This window comes from Cyanobium usitatum str. Tous (assembly GCF_003011885.1).
GTDB classification, from domain to species: Bacteria; Cyanobacteriota; Cyanobacteriia; order PCC-6307; family Cyanobiaceae; genus Cyanobium_A; species Cyanobium_A usitatum.
In genome coordinates this window covers 183,788-201,870 of sequence record NZ_PXXO01000001.1, presented here as the reverse complement: position 1 = coordinate 201,870, position 18,083 = coordinate 183,788, and the positions used below count along the sequence as shown (strand labels likewise).

General features: G+C 59.8%; 18 protein-coding genes and 1 pseudogene. 7 read left to right on the top strand and 12 right to left on the bottom strand.

The window, feature by feature from the left end; all coding sequences use genetic code 11:
* Window positions 1-4: 4 nt before the first annotated feature.
* Window positions 5-457: a hypothetical protein gene (locus C7K55_RS01045; RefSeq protein WP_241518076.1), complete on the top strand. Its 453-nt coding sequence runs from the start codon at window positions 5-7 to the stop codon at window positions 455-457.
* Between the two features lies 1 nt (window position 458).
* On the opposite strand, the gene C7K55_RS01040 is transcribed toward C7K55_RS01045, so the two are convergent.
* Complete coding sequence (locus C7K55_RS01040; protein WP_106501540.1) at window positions 459-1,241, bottom strand: 16S rRNA (uracil(1498)-N(3))-methyltransferase; 783 nt, start codon at window positions 1,239-1,241, stop codon at window positions 459-461.
* 113 nt (window positions 1,242-1,354) lie between these two features.
* Window positions 1,355-1,798, bottom strand: a pseudogene (locus tag C7K55_RS01035) (DUF3531 family protein); the annotation flags it as partial.
* A gap of 61 nt (window positions 1,799-1,859) precedes the next feature.
* Here C7K55_RS01035 and C7K55_RS01030 point away from each other — a divergent pair.
* Together C7K55_RS01030 and hslO are read left to right on the top strand one after the other, a co-directional pair.
* Window positions 1,860-2,540: an ABC transporter ATP-binding protein gene (locus tag C7K55_RS01030; protein ID WP_106501538.1), complete on the top strand. Its 681-nt coding sequence runs from the start codon at window positions 1,860-1,862 to the stop codon at window positions 2,538-2,540.
* Window positions 2,537-3,454, top strand: a complete 918-nt coding sequence (gene hslO / locus C7K55_RS01025) for an Hsp33 family molecular chaperone HslO (protein WP_106501537.1) — start codon at window positions 2,537-2,539, stop codon at window positions 3,452-3,454. Before C7K55_RS01030 ends, hslO begins: the two co-directional genes overlap by 4 nt.
* Before the next feature lie 60 nt (window positions 3,455-3,514).
* Here the strand turns inward: hslO and C7K55_RS01020 are convergent, their stop codons facing one another.
* The 4 genes from C7K55_RS01020 to C7K55_RS01005 all read right to left on the bottom strand — a co-directional run bounded on the left by C7K55_RS01020 (window position 3,515) and on the right by C7K55_RS01005 (window position 6,043).
* Complete coding sequence (locus tag C7K55_RS01020) at window positions 3,515-4,192, bottom strand: CPP1-like family protein (protein WP_106501536.1); 678 nt, start codon at window positions 4,190-4,192, stop codon at window positions 3,515-3,517.
* A gap of 67 nt (window positions 4,193-4,259) precedes the next feature.
* Window positions 4,260-4,499: a hypothetical protein gene (locus C7K55_RS01015; protein ID WP_106501535.1), complete on the bottom strand. Its 240-nt coding sequence runs from the start codon at window positions 4,497-4,499 to the stop codon at window positions 4,260-4,262.
* Between the two features lie 153 nt (window positions 4,500-4,652).
* Window positions 4,653-5,720 carry an ACR3 family arsenite efflux transporter gene (arsB, locus tag C7K55_RS01010; protein ID WP_106501534.1) on the bottom strand — a complete coding sequence of 356 codons (1,068 nt, stop codon included), beginning with the start codon at window positions 5,718-5,720 and terminating at the stop codon, window positions 4,653-4,655.
* Window positions 5,717-6,043 carry an ArsR/SmtB family transcription factor gene (locus C7K55_RS01005; protein ID WP_106501533.1) on the bottom strand — a complete coding sequence of 109 codons (327 nt, stop codon included), beginning with the start codon at window positions 6,041-6,043 and terminating at the stop codon, window positions 5,717-5,719. The genes arsB and C7K55_RS01005 overlap by 4 nt, the downstream gene beginning before the upstream one ends.
* 78 nt (window positions 6,044-6,121) lie before the next feature.
* Between C7K55_RS01005 and C7K55_RS01000 the strand changes: the two genes are divergently transcribed.
* Both C7K55_RS01000 and arsJ read left to right on the top strand, forming a co-directional pair.
* The gene (locus tag C7K55_RS01000) at window positions 6,122-7,147 is read left to right on the top strand and encodes an ArsJ-associated glyceraldehyde-3-phosphate dehydrogenase (protein ID WP_106501532.1); all 1,026 of its coding nucleotides are present in this window, start codon (window positions 6,122-6,124) and stop codon (window positions 7,145-7,147) included.
* Between the two features lie 9 nt (window positions 7,148-7,156).
* On the top strand, window positions 7,157-8,413 hold the full coding sequence (gene arsJ / locus C7K55_RS00995) for an organoarsenical effux MFS transporter ArsJ (RefSeq protein WP_106501531.1): 1,257 nt from the start codon (window positions 7,157-7,159) through the stop codon (window positions 8,411-8,413).
* A 505-nt stretch (window positions 8,414-8,918) separates the two neighbouring features.
* Here the strand turns inward: arsJ and pstS are convergent.
* The 5 genes from pstS to C7K55_RS00970 all read right to left on the bottom strand — a co-directional run bounded on the left by pstS (window position 8,919) and on the right by C7K55_RS00970 (window position 15,117).
* Entirely contained in the window at window positions 8,919-9,893 is a 975-nt protein-coding gene (gene pstS / locus C7K55_RS00990) for a phosphate ABC transporter substrate-binding protein PstS (RefSeq protein ID WP_106501530.1), read from the bottom strand.
* Between the two features lie 206 nt (window positions 9,894-10,099).
* Window positions 10,100-11,779, bottom strand: a complete 1,680-nt coding sequence (locus C7K55_RS00985) for an iron uptake porin (RefSeq protein ID WP_106501529.1) — start codon at window positions 11,777-11,779, stop codon at window positions 10,100-10,102.
* Window positions 11,780-11,945: 166 nt separating this feature from the next.
* Window positions 11,946-12,920, bottom strand: coding sequence for a CHAD domain-containing protein (locus C7K55_RS00980; RefSeq protein WP_106501528.1), 975 nt, complete (start codon window positions 12,918-12,920; stop codon window positions 11,946-11,948).
* A 7-nt stretch (window positions 12,921-12,927) separates the two neighbouring features.
* Window positions 12,928-13,947 carry a PstS family phosphate ABC transporter substrate-binding protein gene (locus C7K55_RS00975; RefSeq protein ID WP_117434954.1) on the bottom strand — a complete coding sequence of 340 codons (1,020 nt, stop codon included), beginning with the start codon at window positions 13,945-13,947 and terminating at the stop codon, window positions 12,928-12,930.
* Between the two features lie 69 nt (window positions 13,948-14,016).
* Window positions 14,017-15,117 (bottom strand): CorA family divalent cation transporter, encoded by a 1,101-nt coding sequence (locus tag C7K55_RS00970; RefSeq protein ID WP_241518075.1) that lies wholly within the window; start codon window positions 15,115-15,117, stop codon window positions 14,017-14,019.
* Window positions 15,118-15,369: 252 nt separating this feature from the next.
* Between C7K55_RS00970 and C7K55_RS00965 the strand changes: the two genes are divergently transcribed.
* Window positions 15,370-15,657, top strand: a complete 288-nt coding sequence (locus tag C7K55_RS00965) for a DUF7219 family protein (RefSeq protein WP_241518074.1) — start codon at window positions 15,370-15,372, stop codon at window positions 15,655-15,657.
* Window positions 15,658-15,747: 90 nt separating this feature from the next.
* Entirely contained in the window at window positions 15,748-16,767 is a 1,020-nt protein-coding gene (locus C7K55_RS00960) for a helix-turn-helix transcriptional regulator (protein ID WP_106501527.1), read from the top strand.
* Here the strand turns inward: C7K55_RS00960 and C7K55_RS00955 are convergent.
* Window positions 16,764-17,996 carry an NAD(P)/FAD-dependent oxidoreductase gene (locus C7K55_RS00955; RefSeq protein ID WP_106501526.1) on the bottom strand — a complete coding sequence of 411 codons (1,233 nt, stop codon included), beginning with the start codon at window positions 17,994-17,996 and terminating at the stop codon, window positions 16,764-16,766. The genes C7K55_RS00960 and C7K55_RS00955 overlap by 4 nt on opposite strands.
* Between the last annotated feature and the right edge of the window lie 87 nt (window positions 17,997-18,083).

Below are 18,083 nucleotides of genomic sequence, written 5' to 3'. Positions count from 1 at the left end.
CAGCGTGGCAGCAGCGTCAGAGGGCAGCGCAGCAACGGATAATCCCCATTACGACGCTGCTGCCGTGATGGTGTTCAACCGCAAGGCCTCCTTCTTCTTAGATCTGGGCAGCGAAGGGGCCACACCAGCGCAGGTGGCGATCGCCGAGGCCAAGCCCGATCCCAGCGAACCGGAAGCCAGCCAAGCGGCAACTTTCCAAATAGGAATTGGCTCGTCCACTCCAGCTGCTGCTGAAGCAACGCCAGCGAGCCCAGCTCCAGCAGGCACGGCACTCACCACTGCTGAAGCGATCGCTGCCGAATTGCGGGCCGCCCAGGAGGCCCTGCCCCCACCCAGCAACGTCACCTTCGCCCCCGACTGCCTCAACCCCGCCAATGCCCTGCCCAGCCGCCGCCGCCTAGCCGGCGCAAACCTGGCTGTTTATAAGGCGATGGCCTCTGGCATGTTCCGCAACTAACTCAGCTGGGCGCGCCAATCTGCTGGGCACGCCAGTGGCTGAGCAGCCCTGCTGCCGACACGGCAGCGGTGCTGCAACGCAAGATCGTGCTGCCCAAGCTCACGGCTTGCCAGCCGTGGGCCAGCGCCAAGGCTTCCTCCCCTGGAGTCCAGCCCCCTTCCGGGCCAATCGCCACAGTGAGCGGCTCGCTGGCCCCAGGCGGGTCTCCTAAGCACTCCAGCGCCTGGGCTAACAGGGCCAGGCCCGGCTGTCTGGCGGTGCAAAGCAGCCCCCGGCCTGAACCACCGGGCGGCCGGGCCCCCAGCAGCTCGGCGGCTGGCCGCAGCGATTCCAGCTGGGGTTGCCACAGGCGCTCACACTGCTCCACCGCCTCCCGCAGGATCGCCTCTGCTCGCTCCGGCTTCAGGGAGTCGGCAGCAACACTGCGCTGGGCCTTTAGAGGGGTGAACCGATCCACACCAAGTTCACAGGCCATGCGCAACAACACGTCGGCATCGCGCTTTGGCAGGGCCACCGCCAGCTGCAGTGGCGGCGCCGGTGAAGGATCAAACGCCAGGGGGGAGCTGGGGGGCTGCTCCAGCAGAGCCTGATCGGCAGGACCCAACAGGGCAGTCCAGAGACTGCCTGCCCCATCCACCACCGCAAAGCGATCACCGGGGCGCAAGCGCAGCACCCGGGTGAGGTAGTGGAGCTCCTGACGATCCAGCTCCAGCTCAGCGCCAGCAGAGGGGCCGGCGGGCAAGCGACCGGGGGTAATTAGCAGACGGCGAAGATCGCGAGTCACCCTGCTTCCTAGTCGCGGGACTGGGGGTCTGCGTAATCTTCGCCAGCTTCACCATCGTCTTCGTCGTCTTCATCGTTGTCGTCTTCGTCGTTGTCTTCATCCTCAAGCTCATCGAGGCCAGGGAACAGGGCATCGGGTTGTTCCTCGATCGGCCAGTCGTCGTTGAGGCCACCAATCAGCAACTCCTCAATTTCGAGCACGTCGTTGTTGAGCTGGCCCAGGGCATTGATCAACACGTCGAGGGCGAAGGCATCACTGGTGCCGAGATCCACCCAGCAGCGCGCCCACTCCTCCTGGTATTCCATAGGGCCCATGTTGTGCATCAGGGCTGGCAGGGCGCCGGCAGCAGCTTCGTGGCTGTAGGCCATCCAGCCCAGCTCCGCGCCCTCCTCGTGGGCCTGGAGGTTTTCGGCGTTGAAGCCCCCCAACTTGCCCAGGTAAAACCAACTATCGAAGGCGGTTTCCAAGTAGCCGCGCTCACCCGAACCCAACGGGTGGGGGAAACGCATCCAGATCCAGCAGTTGAAGGGATTGAATTCGCGGAAACGCACCTCCATGGCGGATTGGCTGCAACAGAGAACTGGCTCAATCAAACACGCCCGCCGGCATGCTGGGGGGATGCTTGAGCTCCGCAACGTCAGCTACCAACCGGCCACGGCGGTGGCACCGGTGCTCTGCGGCGTCAGCCTCAGCCTGGCCGTGGGCCGCGCTTCCCTGGTGGCCGGCCGCAGTGGCAGTGGCAAAACCACCCTGCTGGAGGTGATCAGCGGCTTGGCCGAGCCCTCTAGCGGCCAGGTGCTGTGGGAAGGCGAGCGGCTCAATGGTCGCCAGCTTCGCTGGCTATGCGGCCTGGTGTTTCAGTTTCCGGAGCGCCATTTCCTCGGCCTCAGCGTGGGACAGGAGCTGAAGCTCGGTCACCGCCGGCTCACAGCAGAAGAGGCCCAGGCAGCCCTGCAGCTGGTGGGTATGGAGGGGTTGTCATTGCAGCAGGCGCCGGAGCAGCTCAGCGGCGGCCAGCAAAGGCGCCTGGCCCTGGCAGTGCAGCTGCTGCGCAACCCCCGGGTGCTGCTGCTGGATGAACCCACCGCAGGCCTCGACTGGGCCGTTCGTGGCGAAATCCTGGAGCTGTTAGCGGTCCTTTCCCAAGAGCGGGCCGTGCTGGTGGTCACCCACGAGCCGGAGCTATTTGGCGGCGTGATCGATGGCGGCTGGCGGCTGGCGCGGGGCCAGCTGGAACCCCTCAGCGCGCTGCCTACGATGGCCCCAACGATTGCCACACCCCAGGGAAACCAGCCTTGAGCGACCAACTTCTCCGGGCCACGGCCGCCGGCGGCGGCATCCGCATGGTGGCGGTCAGCACCACCCAGGCCAGCCGCACCGCCAGGGAGCGCCACCAGCTCTCTTTTCTCGCCAGTGCCCTGCTGGGCCGGGCCATGACGGCTGGGCTGCTGCTGGCCAGCTCGATGAAGGTGGCCCATGGCCGCGTCAACCTGCGCATTGCCTCCGATGGCCCCCTGAAGGGCCTGATGGTGGATGCGGGCCGCAACGGCACGGTGCGCGGCCATGTGGGCTATCCGGGCTTGGAGCTGGAGCTGCTGAAAGATCCAGAAGGCCTGGCCCACTTTGACTTCAAAACCGCCTGCGGCACCGGCTATCTGCACGTGGTGCGAGATCTGGGTGAAGGCGAGCCCTTCAGCTCAACGGTGGAGCTGGTGAGCGGCGGCATCGGCGAAGACCTGGCCTCCTATCTGCTGCACTCCGAGCAGACCCCTTCAGCGGTATTCGTGGGCGAGCAGCTCGACAACAGTGGTGTGGTTTGCAGTGGCGGCGTGCTTGTGCAGGTGATGCCAAAGGCCGCCCGCGAACCAGCCCTAGTGGCCCTTCTCGAGGAGCGCTGCCGCGAGGTGAAACACTTCAGCCAACGACTGGCCGAGTGCGAAGGCCAGCTACACAACCTGCTCGAAGATATCTTCCCAGACCTCGATCCCCAGCCCCTGGAAGATGCTGAGGGCTGTACGCCGGTGCGGTTCCACTGCCCCTGCAGCCGGGAGCGCAGCGTCAGCGCCCTGAAACTGCTTGGCCACGCTGAGCTGAATTCAATTTTAGTGGAAGACGGCCATGCCGAACTTACCTGCCACTTCTGTAATGAGATCTACACGGTTGGGGCAGCAGAGCTTAGCGAGCTAATCGCAGAGTTTGGCTCTTCTCTATAGATAACAAGCCCTGGCCTGTTCCAGCATTTAATATATTAGCTGGTTAAGTGATTAACCAAATCAACCAATAAGCAGGGCGCCAAGCAACAACAGCAGCAGAGCCGGCAGGCTTTGCACCTGGGTAAGGCTCAATGGCAACCCCAGCGGCAAGGTGCTGGAGAGAGCACCGGCCAAAATCGCGCCCACCAGCAATCCGGCGCAGAGAAGGGCGAAGCCCCAGCCCACCGCAGCCAAGAAGCGGCGGTTACGCCACTGCAGGTTGATAACTGCCATTGCGGTAGCAAAGGCAAGCACCAGATCCGGGGGGAAGCCTGGAGCAAGCAGCAGTAGGAGCAGTAAAGCCCCAGATGTAGCCAAGGGAAACCAGAGCTCCCGACCAGTGGCTAGAGCCAAGCCAGGAAGCCTGAGCTGGGGAGCGGAAACCCTGGGCAACTGCAGCTGAGGCAGGGCCGGCACTGCCAGCTTGGGCGGCGGCGGCGCCAGTTGCTCCCGCTGGGAGGCGGACTTAGCAGCACTACTGACGCGACCCTGCTGACGCTCTTTGAGTCGCTCCATCAAGACAGCGTCGTAGGCAGCCTCAATCCGCGAGCGCGCCATGGTGTCGTCACCCACCTCGTCGAGCCGGGCCAATTTGGCCGCCTGCACCTCGTCGAAGCCAGCATCAGCAGGCACGCCCAGCAGCTCGTAAGGGCCAGAGGGGTCGGCTGCAGGTGATGGCTGGTCGGAGCGTTGGGTCATGACAAGCCGCGGAACGGCACAGAGGGGATCACAAATCGTTCCCTGGAATCAGGGTATCGAGGCGTGACTAAAACAGGGGCTCACAGGAGAGAAATCCAGACTCGAGTTGCAGTCGGAGGCGGAAGCTCTCTGCTTCCTCAGCCCCGAGTCGCTTGCGGTGTTTGAGCAGGGGAAGCTGGGGTGGCAAGTGGCTACCTTCCCGCATCTCAACCGTGGTCGCACCAATAGGTCCCTGGGCGGGCAGGAAACTCACGTAATCGCAGCCCCCGTCTGGGCGGGGACGCACCAGCCAAAGAGGCTTGGGCATCACTGTGATGGTTCGTTACTTAACAGTCTGGCGCGCCAGCCGCCCCGCCGTGAGGGTTCCCCCGCCGGGACCGTTCCCCCTGTCTGGACCATTGCTTGTAGTTGCCACAAAAGTCGAAGCAGTGCGGTGAAGACCCTGACAAGGGGACAGCGCTCAATTCTCATAAACCACAGGAAACCAGCGCCTCAAAGCCTGCGAGACGTAAACCAGGCCCACCAAAACAGGTACCTCGATCAGGGGGCCAACGACCCCGGCCAGAGCCTGCTGGGAGGTGACACCCCAAACGCTGATACTGACGGCAATTGCCAGCTCAAAGTTGTTGCCAGCAGCAGTGAAGGCGAGCGACGAGGTGCGGCGATAGTCGAGGCCACTACAGCGGCCGATTACAAAGGCCAGGCTCCACATCAGAACGAAATAAATGAACAGTGGAATGGCTATCCACAACACCTGAAGCGGATCAGATGTAATGGCCTGACCCTGCAAGGCGAACATCACCACAATCGTGAACAGCAGGCCATAAAGGGCCCAGGGAGCGAGCCGTGGCAAAAAGGTTTTTTCATACCAGCGCACACCCTTAGTTCGCACGCCAATGCGTCGGGTGAGAAAGCCAGCAAGCAAAGGAACTCCCAAAAAGATCATCACCGCCTTGGCGATCTCCCAAAGCGAAAAATTCACCGTCTCACTATTAAGACCAAGCCAGTTAGGCAGGATCTGAAGATAAAAGCTGCCAAGCAGGGCGTAAGCGAGCACCTGAATAACGGAATTAATGGCCACAAGCAAAGCAGCCGCTTCCCGATCGCCCCCAGCCAGATCAATCCAGATCAACACCATCGCAATGCATGGGGCAATGCCGATCAGGATCAAACCGGTGCGAAATTCGGGCTGATCAGGTAAAAACAACCAAGCCAGGCAGAACATCAGCAAGGGTCCCAAACCCCAAACCAAGCCAAGCGCCAGTCCCAGCAGCTTGCGGTCGCTGGCCACCCGCGCGAGTTCCCCATAGCGAACCTTGGCCAGCACCGGATACAGCATCATCAATAGACCCAGCGCAATCGGTAGGGAGGTGTGGCCTACCTGCACGGTGCCAAGCAGCGACTGAAGACCAGGCAATAGGCGACCAAGCAACAGACCGCTCGCCATTGCCAAAAGGATCCACAACGGCAAAAGCCGATCAAGCAAAGAAAGTCGAGCCAAAACAGGCTCTTGAGCAGGGGAGGTCATCGGCAAGAGGGGGCAGGAGTTGAGCATTTGGCAGCCAAATCCCCTAGCCAGCAGCGCAACTGCTCAATCGCATCGGTGCGCAGGCTGTAGTACACCCAGCGGCCCTCATCTCGGGCCTCAATCAAACCAGCCTCTCGCAATACCTTGAGATGGAAAGAGAGCTTGGATTGGGCCAGGCCCAGCTCACTGGTGAGCTCACAAACACAGCGCTCACCAACCCCCAAGGCTTCAAGCACCTGGAGCCTGAGGGGATCTGCCATGGCCTTAAGCAGGGCCCGAGCCTTGGTGGGATCAAGCGCCACAGGGTGACCTATAACACTCATACACCAACTTTAGTTGATCAATCAACTCATATTGATTTAGGGTCTAGCAACCCATACCGCCATTGTCGGCTCTGCGCCATGAAAATCGGCATCAACGGCTTTGGCCGCATCGGCCGCCTGGTGTTTAGGGCCCTGTGGGGCCGTCCCGGCATTGAGCTTGTCCACGTCAACGATTGCGGCGGTGATGCTCAAACCGCCGCCCACCTGCTCGCCTTTGACTCCGTTCATGGCCGCTGGCAACAGGCGGTGCAAGGCAATACGCGCGGCTTCTTCGTGGGTAGCCAGGCGGTGAGCTACACCCGCCACAGCGATCCCACCACCGTGCCCTGGAAGGAAGCTGGCGTGGAGATGGTGCTGGAGTGCAGCGGCAAGTTCAAAACACCGGAAACACTCCAGCCCTACTTCGACCAGGTGGGCCTCAAGCGCGTGGTGGTGGCCTGCCCAGTGAAGGGTGAGATCGCCGGGGCCGAGGCCCTCAACGTTGTATTCGGCATCAATCACCAGCTCTACGACCCTGAGCAGCACCGCCTGCTCACGGCCGCCTCCTGCACCACCAACTGCCTGGCACCGGTCGTGAAGGTGGTTCACGAGGGCTTTGGCATCAAGCACGGCTCGATCACCACCCTTCACGACGTCACCAACACCCAGGTAGTGGTGGATGGCTTTAAAAGTGACCTGCGCAGGGCCCGCTCCTGCATGCAGAGCCTGATCCCCACCACCACGGGATCAGCCAAGGCGATTGGAATGATCTTTCCAGAGCTGCAAGGAAAACTAAACGGCCATGCCGTGCGGGTACCGCTGCTAAATGCCTCGCTCACCGATGCGGTATTTGAACTAAAGCGCGAGGTGACAGTGGAGGAGATAAACAGCGCCTTTGAAGTCGCTGCCAACGGAACACTGCGAGGCATTCTTGGCTACGAAACCAGGCCGCTGGTCTCAGTTGATTATGTAAATGATGATCGCAGCGCCATCGTTGATGCCGCCTCGACCATGGTCGTTAATGGCACCCAGCTCAAGGTCTACGCCTGGTATGACAACGAGTGGGGCTACAGCTCTCGCATGGCCGATCTGGTGAGCCATGTGGCCCTGATCGACGAGCGCTGAGCCAGAGCCATGAGCCGCGCCCTTTCAGCCCTGCAGCAATACATGATCGTGACGGCCAATTACTGGGCCTTCACCCTCACCGATGGCGCACTGCGCATGCTCGTGGTGTTCCACTTCCACGAGCTTGGCTACAGCACCCTTGAGATAGCCTTTCTGTTTCTTTTTTATGAGTTTTTTGGCATCATTACCAACCTCTATGGCGGCTGGCTGGGAGCTCGCTTTGGTCTGCGGCTAACCCTCTGGAGCGGCACCTTAATGCAGGTGGCAGCACTGCTGATGCTGATCCCAGTGGCTGAAGACTGGCCCAAATGGTGGAGCGTGGCCTATGTGATGGTGGCCCAGGCGATCAGCGGCATAGCCAAAGATCTCAACAAAATGAGTGCCAAGAGCGCCATTAAAACCGTGGTGCCTGAAACTCCGGAAGACCACAGCAAGGGAGAGGGTCAGCTTTTTAAGTGGGTAGCGATTCTCACCGGCTCCAAAAATGCCCTCAAGGGTGTGGGCTTCTTTCTTGGCGGAGTGCTGCTCACCACAATCGGCTTCAACCTCGCGGTGGCAGCGATGGCGGCCGGATTGTTTTTGGCTTTCCTGGTGACCCTGGTGCTGCCAGCAGAAATCGGCAAGATGAAACAGAAGCCGGGCTTCACAGCGCTGTTTTCCAAGAGCCGCGGCATCAACGTGTTGTCGCTGGCACGCTTCTTCCTATTTGGTGCTCGCGACGTTTGGTTTGTGGTGGCCCTACCCGTTTTTCTGCAGAGCGCCCTGGGGTGGCGCTCCTGGGAAGTAGGCGGCTTCATGGGCCTGTGGGTGATCGGCTACGGAATCGTGCAGGGGTCGGCACCGGCCCTGCGCAGGGCCTGGGGCCAGAGCGCACCTCCAGGAGTAGCAGCAGTGCAGTTTTGGAGTGCGGTCCTCACCGCTATACCAGCTCTGATTGCAATTGCGTTGTGGCGGGAGGTTGGCCAGCCTGGGGTAGCAGTAGTGGGGGGATTAGCCGTATTTGGCGTGGTGTTTGCGATGAATTCATCAATCCACAGCTACATGGTGCTGGCTTACACCGACACTGAATCCGTGAGCCTAAATGTGGGCTTCTATTACATGGCAAACGCAGCAGGCCGCCTACTCGGCACCGTGCTTTCTGGAACCCTATTTATGCTGGGAGGTCTTCAGGCTTGCCTGTGGAGCTCGGCCATAATGGTTGCCCTAGCTGCCTTAGTGAGCACTCGCCTGCCAACGCCGCCGCGGCAACTTATAGAAACCAGCTAATTCTGAAGGCTACCGAGCTGAGTTAATGATTTTTCGCCAAAAGCCAGCGGATTAGCCACGCTCCTTTTTTTCGGCACAAATACCAAACCAGGGCTAACAATTTGGAGACAAGGATGCAACTCTTATATTCAGAAGAATAAATACAGCACTTGCTCTCTGCGCGGCAGCAGAAGATGATCAGGACATATGTAGTCGCAATTTAGATTCATTATCCCTTATTGGACATATTGTGGCAAGGACAGCAGCGAAACGGGAGTTGGCCAACGAAGCACCAAGGTATAATTCAGCCAACAGAGTACGCATCGATTGCAATTGATACTTAGGCTGGTCTTAAGCGATAGCCAGTCAAGTGATAGGGAAAGAAAAATCCCGTTGGCAGAACTTTTGACTCCTGCGCTGACAGGGAATTAATCCGGCCGTGGATGCCATTCGCACGCCGATCGCAGCCCATTAAAAAGGGGGCTCGTTGAGCCCCCTTGCTAAATGGATCACAAGATCCAGACGATCACTCCTTAATCCGTGCCACAGCCTTCTGAGCTGCAACCTGAATCGAGTCACGCAGGGGCACGTAGCCGAGGTCGTCGGCAATGGCCTGGGCCTTGTCACTCAGGATGAAGGTCGCCATTTCACGAAGGGACTCTGCCTTGGCACCATTTCCCTTGGCGTAGAAGAGAAGATAGGTGAGAGTAGCTATCGGATAAGCACCCTTGGCGGCTGGGTTGGGGTTGCCACCAGCCAGGTTCTTATCGAGCTTGATGTCAGCCAGAGCCTTGGCGCCGGCGGCGGCAGTGGGAAGCATGAATTCACCCGCCTTGTTCTGTACGGCAGCGGCCTTCAACTTGCCCTTCACAAAGGCCTGGTTCAGGTAACCAATCGAGCCTTCAGTGGTGTTCATAGTACCGGCAACACCGTCGTTACCCTTGCCACCCACACCCACTTTCCAGTTCACGGACTTGCCGTTACCGAGAGTCCATTCTTTCGAGAATGACTGCAGTGATTCGGTGAAAGCCGCAGTGGTGCCAGAGCCGTCGGAACGGTGCACCACGGTGATCTTGCCATCAGCGCATCCGAGCTGCTTCCAGTTGTTGATAGACCCCATGAAGATCGAAACAACCTGCTTCTGGGTGAGCTTAGGAGAGCAGCCAGACTTGTTGTAGGCAACCGCGATTGAGCCACCCACGGTGGGGATCTGAACCACACCGCGTGACACGCTCTTGATATCCTTTTCGCTGATCGGGTCATCACTGGCACCGAAAGCAACGGTTTCGTTGATGAATGCCTTGCGGCCACCACCAGAGCCAATGCCCTGATAATTCACTTTAGGGCCACCCGATTTGGCCAGCATGGAAAACCAGCGGGCATAAATCGCATCAGGGAAGGTTGCACCGGCACCAGCCAAGCGCACGGCAGCCTGGGAAGCTGCTCCACCGATGAGCCCAGCAAAAACCAGGGTAGTAAAAGATCGCTTCAGGAAAGTCATTAAGTAGAAGACAGTTCCAAAAAAATAATAGCAACCCACCTCCTTAGCCAACGTTATGAGGCCATTAAGAGGCGGCAAAGCAATGGGTGATGATCGCCCTCAATAGGCAAACGCCAACTACAAAAAAGCCTCCCCGAAATGGGGAGGCTTTGGAAGTGTGTGATGGGCAGCCGAGGACTGCGTGAGGAGTAGTTACGATTTGGAAATTAGAACCGGAAAGTCGTCTGAATGACACCGCCGTAGGTGCCATTACCACCGTTTTGGCGGTAATCAGTCGCCCAGAAGATTGCCGGAGTAACCGAAATCTTGTCTGTGACCTGATACTTGTAGTACACCTCCCAGAGCCAGCTTTCGCTGTCGATACCAGCGACTCCATCTTTATTGAAGGGAGCTTGGCCCACGGCAAAACCGGCGTTGTTGCCTTTTAGGAAGACATCCTTCCACTGGAAACCTGCCATCCAAGACTGGGAGTCTTCATAGCCACCGCCACCGGCGTTGAAACCGTAGCCGAGGCTGATCGAAGGAGCCCAAGCAGTATTCATCGGCTCCCAGAAAGCAGCAAAAGAAATGCTGTTGGAGCTAGCACCACGAGGCAGGGCGGCAAGTGCAAAGTTAGGATCCCTCATCCGAGAACCCTGTGTGCCATAGCGATAGCCCACGGCAGCACCCCAGTTCTGGCCTTTGACACCCAATTGACTCAGGACATTGAGGGCGCCATCAAAGTCGAAGGCACCGATAGCAGAAGAATCTGCGAATCCACTATCCGAAATGTAGTTTGCATCAAATGTGACATAAGGCTTACCTTTCTCTACTTTCTGCTTCCAATTAAAGCCGAAGCCTGCACCAGTCGCCTTGTTGTAGGTGCCTGATGCCCCAGCCAGGCCGAAGAAGTCAAGAATGTCTGACTTGTAGGCGCTAGGAATAAAGGCGAGAATCTCGGTGTTACGGACTAGTGCGCCAGCCGTGAGCTTGATCTCGTCACCAACAGGGAAGGTGTAGAAAAGGCGATCAACCCAGATGTTGCTGCTGGTACCTGTGCCCTGCGACTGTTCAGCCTTGTCCAACTTGAATATCTGACCGCTACTTCCGAAGGGGAGAGAGCTGAAGTTACCGCTGCGCAGGCGAGTACGTAGTAGATCTTTACCAGTATAGCTTGTATCGAAGCTCAGGCGAAGGTCGTAGTTGAAAGCAGTCTTATTAGGACGGTCGCTTAATACAGCGGCCTTGGCAGCTGAACCCCCAACACAGTTAGCTGTACCGAAATTGCAGGCCTCAATAGCCGTACGGGCAGCGTTGAGTTTGGTACCACGAACCGCAGAAACTGCTGGAGTAACTACGGTCTTGGGAACATTGCTATCAAGACTCGGCATGCCGCCAATGATGAAGCTAGTCTCTCCACGCAGCTTGGTGGTGGTGGAGAACTGCTGGGCCTGCAGCTGGCCCACCTTCGACTCGAGGCCGTCCACCCGGGAGGTGAGCACGGTGAGCTCGGAGTCAAACTCGTTGAGCAGCTTTTGGAGCTCGTCGGTCACCTCGGTGATGCGGTCGAGGCAAGCGTTCAGCAAGGCGGCCGCTTCGTAGCGGGTCATGGCGTTACCGCCCTTAAACTTGCCGTTGGGGTAGCCGGCCACACAGCCGTACTTCTCCACCAAGTTGCTGAGTGCCTGATAGGCCCAGTCGGTGGGCAGCACATCAGAGAATTGATTGACGCTGGTCACCTGGTTTTTCGATTCCCAGGCGCGGAAGCGATCAACGTCTTGCTGCTGCATGTAGTCGTTGATGGCGGCCGAGCCGTTCAACGAGGCCACTTCTTGGGCAGGAGCGGCTAGGGGTGCTGAAATGCTGGCGCCGGCAAGAGCCAGCAGCAGCTTTTTGGAAAGAATCATCGGGTCCTCACACCGATAGGGGTGACTTCACAAAGGAAGACTCAGGCAACCTATCGAGGGCGCTTGGCAACTACGAGCAAGCGGACTACATGCGTTGGGTGTTCCAGGACACAGCACATGCGGCAAGTCTGATGCTGAAGTGCTGCAGCGAGTAAGTGCCAGCTTTTCAACCCTTAGACGAAGCTGCGACAGCCCGCCATAACCTCCCCTTCAGTAAACACCAGGGGCGCCACAGCCGCGGTCGCGGCAGCAACGCCCGCCAGAGAGATTGCCGCCGCCTGCTCGGCAGCACATCGCAGACCAGCTCGCGCCACTGCTCCCAGCAATGGCGTTGATGCTGCACCAGCAGCCACTCCAGCTGGGGCAGCACCTCCTCCAACCGACCTGGCACCTGATCGTTGATGGCGCACTGCAGCACCTGCAGATCGTTGAATTCACCAAGCAGCTCCTGCCCCTGCTTGAGGCTGTCGATGCAGGCGGCAGTTTGAACGCCCTCCAGCGCGGCTAGATTTTCCAGGCGATAGCGAGCCTGCTTGATCTGCCGCCGCAGCTCGTGCAGCACCTCCACTTCGCCCTCCGCGCTACTGACCTGCCAGCCCGGATGGAGAAACACGCTGGCCAGGCAGGGCCCCTGCCATTCGATCAGCCACTCCCGGACCGGCTGATCCCCCAACAGGGTGTATTGGGGCTGCTTCAACCAGAGCTGCAACTGGGCCAATCCCTCCAGATAGGAGCGGCTCTGCAGCACCTCCACCACATGGCCGTAGGCCAACTGCCGCTCCCGGCGCAGTTGCTTGAGCACGGGCCGGAGGGCCTTCACCTCGGCCTGCGGCAGCTGGGGCAGGAAGCCCTCTTCTAGGCGCTCCCGCAGCACATCGAGATCCCGGGCCAGACCCAGTCGCCGCACCCATTTGGCCAGGCGCTGGTCATTGATGGCCGAGGGCAGCTGCAGGGCTGGCTCGAACTGGAGCACGGTGGTGCGCAGCCTCCGCATGGTGACCCGCATCTGATGCAACGGCTCGGCACCCTTGCCCTCGGAAACAGGGGTCTGCAACTGCACCAGCTTGGCAACCTGCCGCTGCAGCAGATCCCGGGCAAACCGGCCATTGCTGAGGGGGTGGGAGGTTGCCTGGAACACCATGCCGAGCTCAGCGGAATTCCGGTTTCTTGATGCTGTCGAGACTGCGCTGCAGGGCCTGGCTGGTGGTGAGTCCTACGGGGATATCGCCACCGAAAGCCGTGCCGCTCACTTTTTGATGCAACTTACTTTCCACCAACCTATAGGTACTGGAGGAGATGGGCACAGACCCAGCCTGTTTCACCAGAGTGAGACCATTTTTGATGGTGTAGTTCACAAATTTCTGCAGCTCCGGGCGTTGCCGCAAGGCCTTGTCGTTTACGTAAATAAACAGGGGCCTGGACAGAGGAACATAGGCTTCCTTTTGGACCGTCGCCAGCGAAGGAAGCACAGCACCTTTTGACCCAACAATGCTGAGGGCCTTCAAACGCTTGGCGTTGGCTTGGTAGTAGGAAAATCCAAAATAGCCCAAGGCATCAGGATTCTTGGCAACGCAGGCAACTAGTTCATTATCGTTTTCACTGGAAAAGTAATCCGACCTCGAATTGTCTTCATCACCATTTATGGCCTTATTGAAATAATCATAAGTACCAGAGTCCTTACCAGGGCCACACAGTCGAATCGGCCGATTGGGCCAATCGAGGTTGACCTGACTCCAGGTTTTTACCGATCCAGCCGCCCGCGCACTCCAGATACGCGCGAGCTCCCGGGTGGTGATGCTGGAAGCCCAGGTGTTGACGGGGTTCACCACCACAGTGATCGCATCAAAGCCAATCGGCAGCTCCAGGAAAGTCACCCCCTTGGCCGCGCAGGCCTTGAGCTCCTTGGCATTGATCGGACGCGAGGCGTTGGCCACGGGCAACTTACCGCTGCAGAACTGCCTAAATCCCGCCGAGGTGCCGGTTTCCTTGAGCTCAAAGCGCACGTGGCGATTGGCGCCGCCCTTCTGATAGGCCGCGATCGCCGCCTGCATCACCGGGAACACCGTGCTCGAACCGCCGATGAGGATCGGCTCCGGTGCTGCCAGCGCGCCCGCCGGCAGGAGGGACACCATCGGGGCAAGCCAGGCAAAGCGCAAGGTAGGGCGCATAACGATCACAACGGCAATAGAACTCTGGGTGATCGGAGGGCTTATGGGGGTTAAGGCCAGGTTGTGGCTTCAGCGCGGTGCCGTCCAATCCGCAAACCAACCACGGCGCCACAGCCAGTAGGTCTGGATCACCGACACGATCGCCATCAAAACAATGCAGTAGAGATAGCCCAGATGCCAACGCAGCTCCGGCATATTCTCGAAGTTCATGCCGTAGATACCGGCGATGAAGGTGAGCGGCGCGAAGATGCTGGTGAGGATGGTGAGGGTTTTCATCACCTGGTTCATCCTGTTGCCCACACTGGCCGCATAGGCCTGGGTGATGGCATCACATTGGTGTCGCAACAACTCACAGTTTTCAAACAGCAACTCCACCAGATCTGCCATCTCCTGAAAGCCAACCAGGGCTTCGGGGCCTAGTAGCTGCTGCCTTTGGCGCAGCAGCACCCGGATCTGGTGGCGCAGGGGCCACACCTGGTTGCGAATCGTGCGCAGGTTGCTGCGATACACAAAAGCCCGGGCCAATAACTTCGGCTTGGGGTCCCGCAAGGCAGCTTCTTCCAGATCGTCGAGGCGATTGGCGATCTGCTCAAGCATGGGGAAGAGGGCATCGAGCAACTCATCCACCAGGAAGTGGAGAATGTCATCAAGGTCGCGATGTTCCACCTCACCCACCCTGGATTCCAGCCAAGCGGTGAGCTCCGGAAACGACTCCCCCGCCGGCGCCTCCTCAAAGGTGACCAGCAGATTGGGCAGCAGCAGCAGACCCACCTGGGAGCTGAGCAGGTGAAATGGATCACGGGCAAAGCTGAGCCGGTGCAGCACCACAATCACGGCTTCCCCTAGCCCGTCGACCCGTGAGCGCTGGGGTACCTCCAGTAGGGGAGGCAGCAACATGCGAGGCACCTGGACTACGTCGAGCATGGCCTCAACTGCCCCTGGATCCCCCAGGCCCATCACCCTCAGCCAGATGGGATAGCCGAGCGCCTGCAGAGGCAAAAGTTCAGCAGGATCGTGCAGGAATATCAGCCGGGGGCCGTCTGGCTCAAACAACACGGCACTGAAACAACTGCGGTGCCGCCCGCCAGAGACGTAGAGGTGGGCTGGCAAATTGGCCGGCCGCTCCTCCAGGAGGTGGGAATTCAGAGCACCAGGGGTGGGGCGCAGCACGTTGGGGTCAGTTCAGGAGCCTGCCAGCGGATCAAGAGTTGGCCACCGGCAATGATGCTGGCCTGGATCAGCAGACACATCACAACCTGTAGCCACCTACTACCCGTGGACTGATCCATGAGAGCGCAGATCTGATGGTTTGGCATGTTGCGGCCGCCGACCTGATACCGCCGGTGCTCCTGACGACACCGAAGCGCCCTTCAACGCCCCTTAATCCAATTCTTCTAAGTTGGCCAGGGTTGGAAGATCTCAATGTCCAGTGCGGGGCCCAGGCCCACCCCATCCGATCCGCAAGGCATAGCCAACGGCATTAGCTCGCCTTTTGAACCCCATTCCGCCTACCGGGGCTCCGATTGGACTCCCGAGCGTTTGATGTTCCACCAAAACCTCGAATCATTTGCCGAGAGGGTCGGGCTAGTGGTGGGCCTGCAAAGCAATGGCAAGATGAGTCAGGAGCAGGCCTACGACGAAATCCGCCGCATCTGGAACGATCTCAAGGAAAGCAAGAACATCCTGCTCAATCTCCCGGAGCAGGGCTGAGCCCTAAATCACTAAGCATTAATACCGCTTCCCGGCTACTGGCGCTGCAGCCGTCTTTCCATAGGGTGTGGGCAACGATTTTGGTCTGGCTTGGATCCTGTCTCCCAGTTCCCCCTGGTGTTCCACGACCAGCAAGCGGTGGTGGATTTAGATCCCCAGGCCCTCGCGACCAAGCTGGCCCAGCACTTTCCTCTCCAGGATTTTGCCCCTCGCAACCCCTTGCTCAACCCGTTTCGGCACCGGGCCAGCACTGCCGTAGCGGGAGACCTCACCCTCACCTGTGGATATACAAGCCCTATCCATGGCTGCATCGGTGATAACCCCGGCGTAGGCGCAATCAACATCTGCTATCAGGGGGAATCTTCCTACGGAGTGGACGGGAACACCTTCCAAATTCACGCTGAAGCCCCCCTTTATTTCAACCCAGGCTTCTCTTACACCTACGCAAGTGGGCACTACAACGGACTAGTGCTGCACGTAGATCTACAGCGATTGCAGGACACGGCCGCTGCCATCGGCGGCATGGGGCTCTCCGGTCGACGCTTTGCCCCTGATCTGCAGCGTCCCCAAGTGCTCTCAACGACCGAGGAGCGGCAGGCCAAATTGCTGCTCACCATGCGTCGAGCCTTTGCCCTGCTGGATGCGCCGGAGCTGCAAGCCCGTGGCGATCTGGAGGTGCTGCAGCTCGACGACCTCATTTATCGCATCCTGGCCCTAGCCCTTTGCCCCCAACTCGAGCAGCGGGGTAGCGGGCATGGCGAGGGGCTCTCCAGGGAGCTGATCTTCGAAGAATTGCTGGAGTGGATTGGAGCCAATCTGCAATCACCAATCAACCTCACGCAGCTGGAGCAGCGCAGCGGCTATTCGAGGCGCAACCTGCAGCTCGCCTTCCGCCAACGCTTCGGTTGCGGACCAATCCAATGGGTCCGCCGCCAGCGCCTTGGCCTGGCCCGTCAGCACCTGCTCAACCCCTCGCCGAGCGACAGCGTGGCCGGCATCTCCTCAAAATTGGGCTTTAGCAACCTCTCCGCCTTCAGCCGCGACTTCCACAACACCTACGGCATTCGCCCCTCAGAGATGTTGCGTGAAGGGCGGCGCCTACACGGCTAGCCCTTCAGTCCGGGGATAAACCGCCGCTCATGCTGGGCACCGGTGAGCATGCGATTCCAATAAAGCCCCGGCAACAGCTTGCGCTTGATCCACCACATGCTCCAGCGCTCCTTAGTGGGGTCGAGCGGGAAGGAGGGGACCGGCTGCTGCTCATAGTTGAACTCAGCCATGATCGCCTTGCCATAGCCGGTGATCAGGGGGCAGCAGCTGTAACCGTCGTAGGCCGCCGCTAAGGGCTGGCCATCAAGCAGGGCAAGCAGGTTGGCCACCAGCACCGGCGCCTGGCCGCGCACCGCCGCGGCCGTCTTGGAGTTCGGCATGCCACTTACATCGCCGAGCGAAAATACGTTGGCGTAGCGGGTGTGCTGCAGGCTGAACTTGTCGACCTCGACGAAGCCGCTCGCCGCTGCCAGCGGGCTATCCGCCACCACCTGGGGGGCAGCCATCGGCGGCGTCACGTGCAGCATCCCGTAACCGATCACTTCTTCGCGGCTGGTTTCGCCCTCAGTCACCTTGAACACCGCCTCCCGGCTCTGGGGGCGCACCTCCGAAAGCACGTGGTTGTAGCGGGCATCAATACCCTTGCGCTTCACCACCTCCCGCAGCGGTGCGGCATATACGGGCACCCCGAAGATGCCTGGCGTGGCGGTGGCATAGATCACCTTTGCCGCCAGTCGCTTCTTGGCAACAACATCGGCGGCCAGATAGGCGATCTTCTGGGGCGCCCCCGGACACTTGATCGGCATCGGCGCACAAGTAAACACGGCGTTGCCGGCCTCCCCCTGGCCGCCCTTGAAGGCCTGGAGCGTGTCCCAGGTGTAGGCGGCGTGGTGCTGGCTGTAGTTGCTGCACACCCCGCCCTGTCCAAGGGCCTCTGGCAGACCCTTGATCTTGTCCCAGCAGAGCTGCAGGCCGGTGGCCACCACCAGCACGTCGTAGCTGAGGCTCTGGCCGCTGGCCGTGCTAACCAGGTTGCGATCCGGATCGAAACCAGCCACCGCATCGCGGATCCAGGTCACCCCCGCTGGGATGAGATCGGCCTCAGCGCGGCGAGTCTCCTCAAGGCTGAACACACCTGCACCCACCAGGGTCCAGCCCGGTTGGTAGTAGTGATCGCTGGAGGGCTCGAGAATCGTCACCGCAAGGGCCGGACGGGCCCGTTTCAGCTGGGCGGCGGCGGTGATGCCGGCGGCGCCGCCGCCGACAATCAAAATTTGGTGATGGGCCATAAAAAGGGCCGCTGGTGGAGCAGCGGCTGGATGCCATTCCTCCCGCTCTAGACGGGAAGCGTCAAATGGACAAGCCCGAAGGATGCA

Excerpts from the sequence above, each read along its gene's own strand:
- C7K55_RS01030 (WP_106501538.1), top strand. The coding sequence starts at position 1,860 with ATGCTTGAGCTCCGCAACGTCAGCTACCAACCGGCCACGGCGGTGGCA.
- C7K55_RS01020 (WP_106501536.1), bottom strand. The coding sequence starts at position 4,192 with ATGACCCAACGCTCCGACCAGCCATCACCTGCAGCCGACCCCTCTGGC.
- C7K55_RS01015 (WP_106501535.1), bottom strand. The coding sequence starts at position 4,499 with ATGCCCAAGCCTCTTTGGCTGGTGCGTCCCCGCCCAGACGGGGGCTGC.
- arsB (WP_106501534.1), bottom strand. The coding sequence starts at position 5,720 with ATGACCTCCCCTGCTCAAGAGCCTGTTTTGGCTCGACTTTCTTTGCTT.
- C7K55_RS01005 (WP_106501533.1), bottom strand. The coding sequence starts at position 6,043 with ATGAGTGTTATAGGTCACCCTGTGGCGCTTGATCCCACCAAGGCTCGG.
- C7K55_RS01000 (WP_106501532.1), top strand. The coding sequence starts at position 6,122 with ATGAAAATCGGCATCAACGGCTTTGGCCGCATCGGCCGCCTGGTGTTT.
- arsJ (WP_106501531.1), top strand. The coding sequence starts at position 7,157 with ATGAGCCGCGCCCTTTCAGCCCTGCAGCAATACATGATCGTGACGGCC.
- pstS (WP_106501530.1), bottom strand. The coding sequence starts at position 9,893 with ATGACTTTCCTGAAGCGATCTTTTACTACCCTGGTTTTTGCTGGGCTC.
- C7K55_RS00985 (WP_106501529.1), bottom strand. The coding sequence starts at position 11,779 with ATGATTCTTTCCAAAAAGCTGCTGCTGGCTCTTGCCGGCGCCAGCATT.
- C7K55_RS00980 (WP_106501528.1), bottom strand. The coding sequence starts at position 12,920 with ATGGTGTTCCAGGCAACCTCCCACCCCCTCAGCAATGGCCGGTTTGCC.
- C7K55_RS00975 (WP_117434954.1), bottom strand. The coding sequence starts at position 13,947 with ATGCGCCCTACCTTGCGCTTTGCCTGGCTTGCCCCGATGGTGTCCCTC.
- C7K55_RS00965 (WP_241518074.1), top strand. The coding sequence starts at position 15,370 with ATGTCCAGTGCGGGGCCCAGGCCCACCCCATCCGATCCGCAAGGCATA.
- C7K55_RS00955 (WP_106501526.1), bottom strand. The coding sequence starts at position 17,996 with ATGGCCCATCACCAAATTTTGATTGTCGGCGGCGGCGCCGCCGGCATC.